Source organism: Pseudomonas sp. S3_B11 (assembly GCF_054667715.1).
Genome location: NZ_CP162749.1, coordinates 3,889,573 through 3,903,070, shown reverse-complemented (window position 1 = coordinate 3,903,070; position 13,498 = coordinate 3,889,573). Strand labels below are relative to the sequence as shown.

9 protein-coding genes are annotated in these 13,498 nt (G+C 62.6%); 3 read left to right on the top strand and 6 right to left on the bottom strand.

Translation table 11 applies throughout. The annotated features are described in order from the left end of the window. The first annotated feature begins 57 nt into the window (after nucleotides 1-57). On the top strand, nucleotides 58-2,442 hold the full coding sequence (locus AB4O22_RS17540; RefSeq protein WP_003199548.1) for a sensor domain-containing diguanylate cyclase: 2,385 nt from the start codon (nucleotides 58-60) through the stop codon (nucleotides 2,440-2,442). Nucleotides 2,443-2,675: 233 nt separating this feature from the next. On the opposite strand, the gene dacB is transcribed toward AB4O22_RS17540, so the two are convergent. Beyond that, a complete protein-coding gene (gene dacB / locus AB4O22_RS17535; protein ID WP_003199550.1) occupies nucleotides 2,676-4,142 on the bottom strand; it encodes a D-alanyl-D-alanine carboxypeptidase/D-alanyl-D-alanine endopeptidase in 1,467 nt (488 codons plus the stop codon). A 231-nt stretch (nucleotides 4,143-4,373) separates the two neighbouring features. Between dacB and AB4O22_RS17530 the strand changes: the two genes are divergently transcribed. Next, nucleotides 4,374-4,718: a YggL family protein gene (locus AB4O22_RS17530; protein ID WP_003199553.1), complete on the top strand. Its 345-nt coding sequence runs from the start codon at nucleotides 4,374-4,376 to the stop codon at nucleotides 4,716-4,718. 158 nt (nucleotides 4,719-4,876) lie between these two features. Here AB4O22_RS17530 and AB4O22_RS17525 read toward each other — a convergent pair whose 3' ends face one another. Continuing rightward, nucleotides 4,877-6,067, bottom strand: coding sequence for a benzoate/H(+) symporter BenE family transporter (locus tag AB4O22_RS17525; RefSeq protein ID WP_003199555.1), 1,191 nt, complete (start codon nucleotides 6,065-6,067; stop codon nucleotides 4,877-4,879). A 244-nt stretch (nucleotides 6,068-6,311) separates the two neighbouring features. On the opposite strand from AB4O22_RS17525, the gene AB4O22_RS17520 reads away from it, so the two are divergent. Further along, nucleotides 6,312-7,076 (top strand): GntR family transcriptional regulator, encoded by a 765-nt coding sequence (locus AB4O22_RS17520; RefSeq protein ID WP_003183531.1) that lies wholly within the window; start codon nucleotides 6,312-6,314, stop codon nucleotides 7,074-7,076. A gap of 125 nt (nucleotides 7,077-7,201) precedes the next feature. Here the strand turns inward: AB4O22_RS17520 and guaD are convergent, their stop codons facing one another. From guaD to xdhA, 4 genes are all read right to left on the bottom strand, one after another. Then, on the bottom strand, nucleotides 7,202-8,506 hold the full coding sequence (gene guaD / locus AB4O22_RS17515) for a guanine deaminase (protein WP_460096840.1): 1,305 nt from the start codon (nucleotides 8,504-8,506) through the stop codon (nucleotides 7,202-7,204). Between the two features lie 19 nt (nucleotides 8,507-8,525). After that, nucleotides 8,526-9,368 carry a xanthine dehydrogenase accessory protein XdhC gene (gene xdhC / locus AB4O22_RS17510; RefSeq protein ID WP_003199560.1) on the bottom strand — a complete coding sequence of 281 codons (843 nt, stop codon included), beginning with the start codon at nucleotides 9,366-9,368 and terminating at the stop codon, nucleotides 8,526-8,528. Between the two features lie 123 nt (nucleotides 9,369-9,491). Continuing rightward, nucleotides 9,492-11,891 carry a xanthine dehydrogenase molybdopterin binding subunit gene (xdhB, locus tag AB4O22_RS17505; RefSeq protein WP_460096838.1) on the bottom strand — a complete coding sequence of 800 codons (2,400 nt, stop codon included), beginning with the start codon at nucleotides 11,889-11,891 and terminating at the stop codon, nucleotides 9,492-9,494. Further along, nucleotides 11,884-13,338, bottom strand: coding sequence for a xanthine dehydrogenase small subunit (gene xdhA, locus AB4O22_RS17500; protein ID WP_460096837.1), 1,455 nt, complete (start codon nucleotides 13,336-13,338; stop codon nucleotides 11,884-11,886). Before xdhA ends, xdhB begins: the two co-directional genes overlap by 8 nt. Nucleotides 13,339-13,498: the final 160 nt, after the last annotated feature.

Sequence of the window (13,498 nt, the reverse complement as noted above, 5' to 3'; positions counted from 1 at the left end):
TAACTTAGGCTGTGTCCAGGGCTATGCCTATGCCTGGCTCCTTTCTGAGTTGTATTTATGGCATTGCATCAGGTGCGTCCCAGGATCCTGGGCTTTATCAGCGAAGACGTTTCGGCCTGGCTGGTGGCTTCGCTGGTCCTGCTGGCCGGTACGGTCCTGACCGGCTTGCTGACCTGGGCGATGATGAACCTGTTCAATCAGCAATTGCGCCAGCGCTTCGAGCTGCAAGCCGAGGAGCGTTTCAGCCGCATCGAAGAACACTTCCAGGACCAGGAGCAACGCCTCGACAGCCTCAGGCGTTTCTTTGCCAACTCCGAAGGGGTCTCCAACACTGAATTCCGTGGTTACGCCGACGCGCTATTGCGGCGTACTCGCGCCTTCGCCTGGGCGCCCAGGGTGCTGCGCGACGAACGGCAATCGTTCGAACAACACGCGCAGGCCGAAGGGGCCACCCAATTCACGATCCGCGAGGCAGACGGCGACGGTGGCTTGCGGCAGGCCTCCGAACGGGACGAATACGCTCCAATGCTCTACATCCAGAGCCAGGCTTCCTACGGGGCGCCGCTAGGCCTGGACCTGCTTTCCGAACCCTTGCCTCGTGCCGCCCTCGAGCGGGCCCGCCAGCGTGACGGGCTGGTGGCCTCGCAGCCATTGGACCTGATGGGCACCGACCCGGTGTTTGCCCGCGGTGTGCTGCTGGTCGCGCCCGTCACCCGGGAATCGGCCAGCGAACCGTTGGGGTACGTGGTGGCGGCTATCAGCATGCGGCAACTGGCGGGTGATGGGCTGCCAGCGTCCAGTCACGACAATCTGTCGATGCGTGTCATGGACCTGTCTGGCGAAAACGCGGAAGAGGCGTTGTTCGAATCCCACAACCCGCCAGGTCGTAGTGATTTGTCGTCGACCCGCCTGCTGCGTCTGGCTGATCGCGACTACCGGGTGGAATTGCGGCCCAGCCGGGTGTTCCTGGCCACCAATCATTCTTCGGTCACCAGCATGGTGATACTCGGCGGTTTGCTCAGCCTGCTGCTCAGTGCCTTGCTCTATGTGCTGGTCAGCCAGCGGCAGCGGGCCTTGAAACTGGTAGAGCAACGCACCCGAGAACTGCGCGCCCGGGAGCAGGAGCTGCGCGGTACCCACGGCCAGTTGCGCGGTGTACTGGATGCCGCAACCCAAGTCGCGATCATCGCCACTGACCTGCGCGGCGTCATCACCACCTTCAACGCCGGCGCCGAACAGATGCTCGGCTACCCGAGCTGCGAGGTCCTGCAGAGCATGACCCTGGAAAGCCTGCATGTACCGCGCGAACTCCAGGCCCGCGCCGCCCAACTCGGCGCGCGTTTTGGCAAGCCGATCCCGGCGTGCCACGCGATGCTGCTCGAAGGCGGCGAGCAGGGCGGGCAACAGGCGCGGGAGTGGACCCTGGTGCGCCGCGATGGGAGTCACCTGACCGTGAACATGCTCGCCACACCGATGCTCGATGACCAGGGGTTGTGGATCGGGCACCTGGCGATCTGCATCGACATCACTGAACGCAAGCGCGTCTACGAAGCATTGGCTGCCCGTGACCTGTTGCTGAAAAAGCTCAGTGCCCACGTACCCGGGGGGATCTACCAATTCAGAATGGATTTCAACGGTCGCTTCAGCGTCATCTATGCCAGTGACGGCATTCGCGACATCTATGAATTGGAACCCGATGTGCTGGTGCAGAACGCCGAGGCGATTTTCTCGCGCATTCACCCGTTGGACAGCACGCGCGTCCGCGCTTCGATTCGCGCTTCGGCCCACACCTTGAGCCCGTGGCGGGAAGAGTACCGGGTGCAACTGCCTTTGCGCGGCCTGCGCTGGGTACGCGGCGAGGCCACGCCCGAGGAACTGCCCGGCGGCGGGGTGTTGTGGCACGGCTATATCTCGGATATTTCCGACCTCAAGCGCGTAGAAGAAGAGCTGCGGGCCCTGTCCGTGACCGACGCCCTGACCGGCATTCGCAACCGTCGCTATTTCCAGGACCGCCTGACTTCGGAGATGGCTCGGGTCGAGCGCGGTTCCGGAGGGCTGGCGGTCATCATGCTCGACATCGACCACTTCAAGCGCATCAACGACCAGCATGGCCACGCAGTGGGCGACCGGGTGTTGCAGGCCGTCTGTCAGCGCGTCGGCCAACGGTTGCGGCGCACCGATGTGTTCTGCCGGCTGGGCGGAGAAGAGTTCGTGGTGCTGTGCCCGGACACAGACAGCGAGAGTGCCTACACCTTGGCATTGGAGCTGTGGGAAGGCTTGCGGGCGGCGCCCATCGAGGGTGTGGGGTTTGTCACCGCCAGCTTCGGTATCGCCACCTGGCGCATCGGGGAGGGTGCCGATGCGTTGCTGCTAAGGGCTGACTCGGGCGTGTATGCGGCCAAGCAGGCCGGACGGGATCGGGTTGAGGTGCAGTTGGGCTAGCCACATATCATCGCGATATCGGTGGTTCAGTTGATGAATAGACTGAATGACATGCCGCTATCGCGAGCAAGCTCGCTCCCACAGTGGGTCGGCTTCGTACACGAGTTTTATGCCCGCGGCAGATCAAGTGTGGGAGCGAGCTTGCTCGCGAAAGCGGTGTGTCATTCAGCATCGATGTCTGCTGACCTACCGAATCGCGAGCAGGCTCGCTCCCACATTGGGTTTGTGCTGGATTAGAGCGCCGAAGCCGTCTGTGGCAGTTTCGGCTGGCGATACAGGTCCAGCAGCACCTGGTCCAGCACCGATGAAGCGCCCCAAGGCTTCGGATCGTTGAGAATCGCCACCACCGCCCAGGTGTTGCCATTGATGTCACGGCTGAAGCCGGCGATGGCGCGGACGGTGTTCAGGGTACCGGTCTTGACGTGGGCTTCGCCGGCCATGGCGGTGGTCTTCAGGCGTTTGCGCATGGTGCCGTCGGTGCCGGCAATCGGCATCGAACTGATGAACTCGGCCGAGTACGGGCTGCGCCAGGCAGCCTGCAGCATGGCCGCCATTTCCCGGGCGCTGACCCGTTCGGCACGGGACAAGCCGGAACCATTCTCCATCACCAGGTGCGGCGCGGTGATGCCTTTCTTGGCCAACCACTGGCGCACCACCCGTTGCGCGGCCTTGGCGTCATCACCGTCGGCTTCGTTACGGAACTGCGCACCGAGGCTCAGGAACAGTTGCTGGGCCATGGTGTTGTTACTGTATTTGTTGATGTCGCGGATGATCTCCGCCAGGTCCGGGGAGAACGCCCGGGCCAGCACCTTAGCATTGCTCGGGGTCGCGGCCAGGCGGTCCGTGCCCTGGATGCTGCCGCCCAGCTCTTTCCAGATCGCCCGCACCGCGCCTGCGGTGTAGGTGGCATGGTCCAGCAGCGACAGATAGGTCTGGGAGCTGCAACCGTCACCGAGCTGGCCGCCGACGGTCACTGTCACGCTGCCGTCCGTCTGGGCCACCGGGTTGTAGCGCACACCGCCGGTGCATTGCTTGGAGTTGACGGCCTTGACCTGGTTGTCGATGCGAATGCTCGCAATCGGCGGCTCCACCGACACCAGCACCCGGCCGCCGTCGTTACGGGCGACGAAGCGCAGGGCCTTGAGGTTGACCAGCAACGAGTCGGGCTTGACCAGGAACGGTTTGTTTTCGTCGTTGCCGTCGTCGTTGAATTCAGGCAGTTGCGGCTGGATGAAGAAGCCTCGGTCCAGTACCAGGTCGCCGGTAACCTGCTGCACGCCGTTGGCCCGCAGGTCGCGCATCAGCAGCCAGAGTTTTTCCATGTTCAGCTTGGGATCGCCGCCGCCCTTGAGATACAGGTTGCCGTTGAGGATCCCGCCGTTGAGGGTGCCGTCGGTGTAGAACTCGGTTTTCCACTGGTGATTGGGGCCGAGCATTTCCAGGGCCGCGTAGGTGGTCACCAGTTTCATGGTGGAAGCGGGGTTAACCGAAACGTCGGCGTTGTGCAGGGTCGGGGTGCCGGGGCCATTGAGCGGCACCATCACGAGGGACAGCGCGTCATCCTGCAGCTTGCTGGCCTTGAGGGCCTTTTGCACGTTGGGCGACAGGGCAGTGTTGATCGTGGCGGCGTGGCTGGTGACAGGGAGGGCCAGGGGAAGAAGAAGGCTGGCCAGAAGCAGTGGACGCAAAGATTTGATCATTTGAAATAAAACCCTACGGGCGAGGGGGAAATAACGAGGACATGAAAATGAACGTCCTCAACGGTCACGAAAGTGTCGGCATTATGCCCCAAGCCGCAGCCGCTTGGGCCGTGCCTGAGCCCTTCGGCTGCTATTTTTTACCGACGGTAGGCCGATACGCCCGATCAGTCGGGCAATCGACGCATCAAACTGGTAAAGTGCCGGCCGTTATTACTTATGAGGATTGTTCCAATGGCGACTAACCGTTCCCAGCGTCTGCGCAAAAAACTGTGCGTGGATGAATTTCAAGAGCTGGGTTTCGAACTGAACCTGGATTTCAAAGAAGATCTGGCCGATGAGGCTATTGACGCTTTCCTCGACGCTTTCCTGAAAGAAGCCATGGAAGCCAACGGCCTGGGCTACGTCGGCGGTGACGACTACGGTCTGGTTTGCCTGCAGAAGCGTGGCTCGGTTTCCGAAGAGCAGCGCGCTGCCGTTGAAGCCTGGCTCAAGGCACGTCCTGAGCTGACCAGCGTTGAAGTCAGCCCACTGATGGACGTCTGGTACCCGGAAAAGCCGATCAATCCGGTCGCTTGATGGTCAGAAACCGGCAGCCCTTTCGGGCGCCGGTTTTTTTGTGCCTGTCTGTTGGGTTGATCGTTCCCACGCTCCGCGTGGGAATGCCTCTAGGGACGCTCCGCGTCCAGTGACGCGGAGCGTCACGGGCTGCATGCCCACGCAGAGCGTGGGAACGATCAGGCGCTACGCCAGTTCAGGATCAGCAAGGTCAACACCCCCGCCACAATCCCCCAGAACGCCGAACCGATGGAGAACAGCGTCAGCCCCGACGCCGTGACCATGAAGGTGATCAACGCCGCTTCCCGCTCCTTCACTTCGCTCATGGCGATGCTCAAGCCATTGATGATCGACCCGAACAGCGCCAAGGCCGCGATGGACAGCACCAGCTCCTTGGGCAGCGCCGCGAACAACGCCGCCAGCGTGGCGCCGAACACCCCGGCAATCCCGTAGAAGATCCCGCACCAGACCGCCGCCGTGTAGCGCTTGTTGCGATCTTCGTGGGCGTGGGGGCCGGTGCAGATGGCCGCGCTGATGGCCGCCAGGTTGATGCCATGGGAGCCGAACGGTGCCAGCAGCAGCGAGGCGATGCCGGTGCTGGTGATCAACGGCGAGGCCGGCACGTTATAACCGTCGGCCCGCAGCACGGCGATGCCGGGCATGTTCTGCGAGGTCATCGCCACCACGAACAGCGGAATGCCGATGCTGATGGTGGCCGCCAGGGAAAAGTGCGGCGTGGTCCAGACCGGCGTCGCGACTTCCAGGGCAAAGCCGCTGAAGTCCAACAGCCCCAGCAGGCCCGACAGCGCCGTACCGATCAACAGTGCCGCCAGAACCGCGTAGCGGGGCGACAGGCGCTTGACGATCAGGTAGGTGAAAAACATCCCCAGCACCAGGCCGGTGCGATGCTGGGTGGCGACGAAGATCTCGCTGCCGATCTTGAACAGGATCCCCGCCAGCAACGCCGCCGCCAGCGAGGCTGGAATACGCTTGACCAGGCGCTCGAAACTGCCGGTCAGGCCGCAGATCGTCACCAATACTGCACAGGTGATATAGGCGCCGATGGCCTCGCCGTAACTCACACCGCCCAGGCTGGTGATCAGCAGCGCCGCGCCGGGTGTCGACCAGGCGATGGTGATGGGCGTGCGATAGCGCAGCGACAACCCGATGGAACACACCGCCATGCCGATGGAAATCGCCCAGATCCACGAGGAAATCTGCCCGCTGGTCAGCCCTGCCGCTTGCCCGGCCTGGAACATCAGCACCAGGGAACTGGTGTAGCCGGTCATCATCGCAATGAACCCGGCGACGATGGCTGAAGGCGAGGTATCGGCCAATGGACGAAGTGGCGTGGTCGTGACTTCGGTCATGGTGGGCGGTGGTCCTTGTTGTAGATTGACTGGGCTTGATCGCGCCGCAGGTTTTGGGTTTGAAGCCTAAACTCAACGCAGTAGCCGATTGCAATACAGCCATGCCCGCAAACAGCCGTACAGTCGTGTTGCCATCAGAGGTTGTGTACAATCGAGCTGTTTTTTACGCGATACTTGCCAGCGACCCGCTGTGCCGTATTACAGTCACGGTCAATTCGCCGCAGTTCTCCCGACTCGAGTGCCCATGAACGAACAGTTGCAGCCCCTCAAGAAACAACCGCGAGCCGGTAAAGCCGGCCGCAGCGGAACCCAGGACGATATTGTCTATGCGCATATCTTCGAGGCCATCCTCGAACAACGCCTGGCGCCCGGTACAAAGTTGAGCGAAGAGGCACTGGGGGAGATTTTCGGGGTCAGCCGCACGATCATTCGCCGGGCGCTGTCACGCCTGGCTCACGAAGGCGTGGTGTTGCTGCGGCCCAACCGCGGTGCCGTGGTGGCGAGCCCGAGTGTCGAAGAGGCTCGCCAGGTATTCATGGCCCGGCGCCTGGTGGAAAGGGCGATCACCGAATTGGCGGTGCAGCACGCCACGGCCGAACAATTGGCTGAGCTGCGGCAGATGGTCAGCGATGAGCGCGACAGTTTCTCCCGTGGCGACCGCGGCGCCGGCATCCGTTTGTCGGGCGAGTTCCACCTCAAGCTGGCCGAAGCGGCGAAGAACGCCCCGCTGATCAGCTTCCAGCGCAGCCTGGTGTCCCAGACGTCGCTGATCATCGCCCAGTACGAAAGCGGCAATCGTTCCCACTGTTCCTATGACGAACACACCCAGCTGATCGACGCCATCGAGGCTCGCGATGCGACGCTGGCAGTGGACCTGATGATGCATCACATGGACCACATTGACAGCAAGCTCAACCTCGACGAGGAAAGTGCGTCGGATGACTTGCATGCGGTGTTCTCGCACCTGCTGCAGAGCAAGAAGCCTGGGCGGTCGACTGCTAAGCTATAACCCCCGACCCTGATCGCTCCCATGCTCTGCGTGGGAACGCAGCCCGGGACGCTCCGCGTCCCAAAAGCCGAACGCAGAGCGTCCGTTGAGGAATTCCCACGCAGAGCGTGGGAACGATCAAAAATCTACCGCTGATGCACCAATTTACCGGCCGCATAAGTCTGCGCCACCGTCCGGTCATCCCCCAGCGTCATCAACACGAACAACCGCTCGGCAATGTCCTTGGCCTGCTTGAGGCGATAGCCCAGCAGCGGCGTGGCGTTGTAGTCCAGCACCAGGAAATCCGCATCGGTACCCGGTTGCAACGTCCCGATCTTGTCCTCCAGGCGCAGGGCCCGGGCGCCGCCGAGGGTGGCCAGGTACAGCGACTTGAACGGGCTCAGCCGCGCGCCCTGCAACTGCATCACCTTGTAGGCTTCGTTCAGGGTTTGCAGCAGCGAAAAACTGGTGCCGCCACCCACGTCGGTGCCCAACCCCACGTTCACTTTATGCTTCTGCGCCATCGGCAGGTTGAACAGGCCGCTGCCGAGGAAAAAGTTCGAGGTCGGGCAGAAGGCTATGGCCGAACCGGTCTCGGCCAGGCGAGCGCATTCGTCGTCACATAAGTGCACGCCGTGGGCGAACACCGAACGTTCGCCGAGCAGTTGGTAGTGGTCGTAGACGTCCAGGTAGCCCTTGCGCTCCGGGAACAGCTCTTTGACCCATTGCACCTCCTGCAGGTTTTCACTGATGTGGGTCTGCATGTACAAGTCTGGGTATTCCCCCAGCAACTGACCGGCCAAGGCCAGTTGTTCCGGAGTGCTGGTGGGGGCGAAGCGCGGGGTCACGGCGTAGTGCAGGCGGCCCTTGCCGTGCCAGCGCTCGATCAGCGCCTTGCTCTCGGTGTAGCTGGATTCGGCGGTGTCGACCAGGTAGTCCGGGGCGTTGCGGTCCATCATCACTTTGCCGGCGATCATCCGCAGGTCGAGATTCTGGGCCACTTCAAAAAACGAATTCACCGATTGCGGGTGCACGCTGCCGAACACCAGTGCGGTAGTGGTGCCGTTGCGCAGCAGTTCCTTGACGAAAATATCGGCCACGGCATCGGCGTGGGCCTTGTCGGCGAACTGGCTTTCGCAGGGGAAGGTGTAGGTGTTGAGCCAGTCCAGCAATTGCTCGCCATAGGCGCCAACCATGCCAGTCTGGGGCAGGTGGATGTGGGTGTCGATCAGGCCGGGGGTGATCAGCGCGTCCGGGTAATGAGTGATTTCGATGTCAGTTGCCAGGGTCGGCAGCAGGTCATGGGCGTGGCCGATGGCACTGATCTGGCCGTTTTCCACCACCAGCAAACCGTCTGCGAAATATTCATAGGACGCCTCGATACCGACTTCGGCCGGGTCGGCGAGGCTGTGGAGCAGGGCGGCGCGGTAGGCTTTGCGTGTCAGGGGCATGGGAATTCTCAACGAGTGTTCAACGGTTCGCCTGGCTGCGGCGCGAGGCCGGCAGCAGCTTGGCAATCGGTTCGGCGCGGGCGGTGTGCTGGCCGAAGTCGGCGTTATAGGTGGCGATGATTTCGCCGGTGATGGAGATGGCGATTTCCACAGGCAACTTGCCTTTGACTTCGCCGATGCCCATCGGGCAACGCATGCGCTGCAAGGTGCTGCTGTCAAAACCACGATCACGCAGGCGATGCTCGAACTTGACCCGTTTGGTCTTCGAGCCGATCAGGCCGAAGTAGGCAAAGTCGTTGCGCTTGAGGATCGCGGCGCTCAGTTCCAGGTCGAGCTGATGGTTGTGGGTCATGACGATGCAGTAGCTGCCGACGGGCAATTCGTCGACTTCATCCAGTGGCTCCTCGGTGACGATCTTGCGCACGCCATGGGGCAGGTGTTCGGGGAATTCCGCCTCCCGTGAGTCGATCCAGCGCACCTTGCAGGGCAGGCTCGCCAGCAGCGGCACCAGGGCGCGGCCGACGTGGCCGGCGCCGAACACGGCGATCTGCGCCTGGACCTGGCCCATGGGTTCGAACAACAGCACGGTGACGCCGCCGCAGCACTGGCCCAGGCTCGCACCGAGGCTGAAGCGCTCCAGATGGGTGTTCTGCTGGCCGCTGGCGAGCATGTGCCGGGCGATTTCCATGGCCTTGAATTCCAGATGTCCGCCACCGATGGTGTCGAACGTCTGGCTGGCGCTGATGACCATCTTCGAACCGGCGTTGCGCGGGGTGGAGCCGAGCTCTTCGATGATCGTCACCAGCACGCACGGTTCACCGCGGGTTTGCAGGTCGGCGAGGGCGCTGATCCAGTTGTACATATTCACCTCGACATCTTTGTTGTCTGTTCCGGCCTCATCGCGAGCAAGCTCGCTCCCACAGGGGATTTGTGAACACCGACCCAATGTGGGAGCGAGCTTGCTCGCGATTGGCCGCGCCGCGGTCTAAAGCGAAGCCAACTCGGTTTCAGCTTCCCCAACCTCCACCGCCCTCAACCCGCGCATCTGCTCACACCCCCACAACACCCGTTCCGGTGTTGCCGGGGCGTCGATGTTCGGTTGGTGCCGGTAATCCCCCAGGCTCGCCACGGCGTCCTTGATGGCGCACCACGCGGCGATGCCGAGCATGAACGGCGGCTCGCCCACGGCCTTGGAGTGGAACACCGTGTCTTCGGGGTTCTTGCGGTTTTCCACCAGCTTGACCCGCAGGTCCAGCGGCATGTCGGCCACGGCGGGGATCTTGTAGCTGGCCGGGCCATTGGTCATCAGCTTGCCCTTGTCGTTCCACACCAGTTCTTCCATGGTCAGCCAGCCCATGCCCTGGATGAAACCACCCTCGACCTGGCCGATGTCGATGGCCGGGTTCAGCGAGGCGCCGACGTCGTGGAGGATGTCAGTGCGCAGCATCTTGTACTCGCCGGTGAGGGTGTCGACGATCACCTCGGCACAGGCCGCGCCATAGGCGTAGTAGTAGAACGGCCGGCCACGGGCCTGGCTGCGGTCGTAGTAGATTTTCGGGGTCTTGTAGAAGCCGGTGCTCGACAGCGAAACCTGGGCGAAATACGCCTGCTGCACCAGCGCCTCGAAGGTCAGGATGTGATCGCGCACCCGCACATGGCCGTTGTGGAATTCCACGTCCTCTTCGCTGACCTTGTACTGTCGCGCGGCGAATTCCACCAGGCGCCGCTTGATGGCTTCGGCGGCGTTCTGCGCGGCCTTGCCGTTCAGGTCGGCACCGCTGGAGGCGGCGGTGGGCGAAGTGTTCGGCACCTTGTCGGTGTTGGTCGCGGTGATTTGCACGCGGTCCATTTCCACCTGGAACACCTCGGCCACCACTTGCGCGACCTTGGTGTTCAAACCCTGGCCCATTTCGGTGCCGCCATGGTTCAGGTGGATGCTGCCGTCGGTGTAGACGTGGATCAGCGCCCCGGCTTGGTTGAGGAAACTGGCGGTAAAGGAAATGCCGAATTTGACCGGGGTCAGCGCCAGGCCCTTTTTCAGGATCGGGCTATTGGCGTTGTAGCGACGGATCGCTTCGCGGCGTTCGGCGTACTGGCTGCTTTCTTCAAGCTCGGCGGTCATTTCCTCGAGCATGTTGTGCTCGACGGTCTGGTAGTAGTGGGTGACGTTGCGTTCGGTCTTGCCGTAATAGTTGGCCTTGCGCACGGCCAGCGGATCGAGCCCCAGGTGCCGGGCGATGGCATCCATCACCTCTTCGATGGCGACCATGCCTTGGGGCCCGCCGAAACCGCGGTAAGCGGTGTTCGACGCGGTGTTGGTCTTGCAGCGGTGGCCGTTGATGGTCGCATCGCCCAGGTAGTAGGCGTTGTCGGCATGGAACATCGCCCGGTCGACGATCGAGGCCGACAGGTCCGGCGAGCAACCGCAGTTGCCGGCCAGTTCCAGGGCGATGCCGTGCAGGCGTCCGGTGCTGTCGAAGCCGACGTCGTATTCGATGTAGAAGGGGTGGCGCTTGCCGGTCATCAGCATGTCTTCGACACGGGGCAGGCGCATCTTGGTCGGCTGGCCGGTGAGGTGCGCGATGACGGCGCACAGGCACGCCGGGCTGGCGGCCTGGGTTTCCTTGCCGCCAAAGCCGCCGCCCATGCGGCGCATGTCCACCACGACTTTGTTCATCGACACGCCCAGCACCTCGGCCACCAGTTTTTGTACTTCAGTGGGGTTCTGGGTCGAGCAGTAGACGAGCATGCCGCCGTCTTCGGTGGGCATCACCGAGGAAATCTGGGTTTCCAGGTAAAAGTGTTCCTGGCCGCCGATGTGCAGCGAGCCCTGGATGCGATGCTCGGCGCTCGCCAGTGCCGTGGCCGAATCGCCGCGCTGGTGGGTGTGGCTGTCGAGCACGAAGTGCCGCTTGCGCAGGGCCTCGACCACGTCCAGCACCGGTTCCAGGTCTTCGTATTCGACGATGGCCGCCATCGCCGCCTTGCGCGCGGTGTCCAGGTCCTTGGCGGCGACGGCCAGCAGTGGTTGGCCGACGAACTGCACGTCATCGATGGCCAGCAACGGATCACCCGGCAACAGCGGGCCAATGTCCTTCAGGCCAGGGATGTCTTGGTGGGTAATGGCGATGCGCACGCCTTCGAAGGCGTAGCAGGGCGTGGTATCGATGCGAATGATCCGGGCGTGGGCGCGGTCCGACAGCCGGGCATAGACGTGCAACTGGTTCGGAAATTCCAGGCGATCATCGATGTACTGGGCCTCGCCGGACACATGCTTGGCGGCGCTGTCGTGCTTGACGCTGCGGCCCACGCCGGTGGTCAGGTCGCGGGCGAACAGCTCGGCGAGTTCGGCTTGGGTCTTCTCTACGGTGTGATGGTTAGACATAAGCGGTCACCCGAGTCTCGATGTGCGGCGTTTGCAGTTCGATGAAGTATTTGCGCAACAGGTTGCGGGCGCTGAGCAGGCGGTATTCCTTGCTGGCGCGGAAGTCCGACAGCGGCGTGAAGTCTTCGGCCAGTGCGAGGCAGGCGCGTTCGACGCTGCTGTCGGTCCACGGCGCACCGATCAATACCGCTTCGCAATGCTTGGCGCGTTTGGGCGTCGCGGCCATGCCGCCGAAGGCCACGCGGGCGTCGCGGACCACGCCGTTGTCGATGCGCAGGTTGAACGCCGCGCACACGGCGGAAATGTCGTCGTCCAGGCGCTTGGAGACCTTGTAGGCGCGGAACGCCTGTTCGGCGCTGGCCCGTGGCACGATGATCTTTTCGATGAATTCGCTTTCCTGGCGGGCGGTGATCCGGTAGTCGATGAAATAGTCTTCCAGGGCCAGGGTGCGGCGGGTCTGGCCCTTGCACAGCACGATCTGCGCGCCGAGGGCGATCAGCAGGGGCGGCGAGTCGCCAATCGGTGAGGCGTTGCCGATGTTGCCGCCCAGGGTGCCCTGGTTGCGGATCTGCAGCGAGGCGAAGCGCTGCAGCAATTCGCCAAAGTCCGGGTATTCGGCTTTCAGGGCTTCGTAGCAATCGGAGAGGGCGGCGGCGGCGCCGATCTCCAGGTGATCGTCGAAGCGTTCGATACGCTTGAGTTCGGCGACGTTGCCCACGTAGATCATCACCGGCAGTGTGCGGTGAAATTGCGTGACTTCCAGGGCCAGGTCCGTGCCGCCGGCCAGCAGGCGCGCCTGGGGATAGGCATCGTAGAGACCGGCCAGGTCGGCGACGGTCAGCGGCACCAGGCAGCGTTTGTCGCCACTGTTAAGCTCGCCGGTCTCGGTCGGCGCAATGGCTTTGAGGCGGGCGATGGTTTCGGTTTCGCGGGCATCGAACTGGTCTGGCTGCTGGCCACAGCAGGCCTGCTCGGCAGCGGCCAGGATCGGCCGGTAGCCGGTGCAACGGCAGAGATTGCCGGCCAGGGCTTCGTGGGCTTTATGGGCGTCGGGTTGCTCGCTGTTCTTTTGCAGGGCGAACAGCGACATGACAAAGCCCGGTGTGCAGAAGCCGCATTGCGAGCCGTGGCAATCGACCATCGCCTGCTGGACGCTGTGCAGTTGGCCCTGGTGCTTGAGGTCTTCGACGCTGATCAGTTGCTTGCCGTGCAGGGACGAGACGAAGGTCAGGCACGCGTTGAGGCTGCGATAGCGAATGCGTTCGCGGCCATCGGCGTCCGTTTCCAATTCGCCCACCACCACGGTGCACGCGCCACAATCGCCGCTGGCGCAGCCTTCTTTGGTGCCTGGTTTACCAACGTGTTCGCGTAAATAGTTGAGCACGGTCAGGTTCGGGTCCAGGGCGTGCTCGCTACGGAGTTCCTGGTTGAGTAAAAACTGGATCACGGAAGGCCTCGCAGACTCATTATTGTTGTACCGACGTGGGCTGAATTTATCAGTTCTGACTTTTCGGTCAATGATTTTCTGACTTAAAGGTCAAGAAATTCCACTTGGTCGATGAACAACGATCTATGGACACTGTAGAACCCTGTGGGAGCCGAGCTTG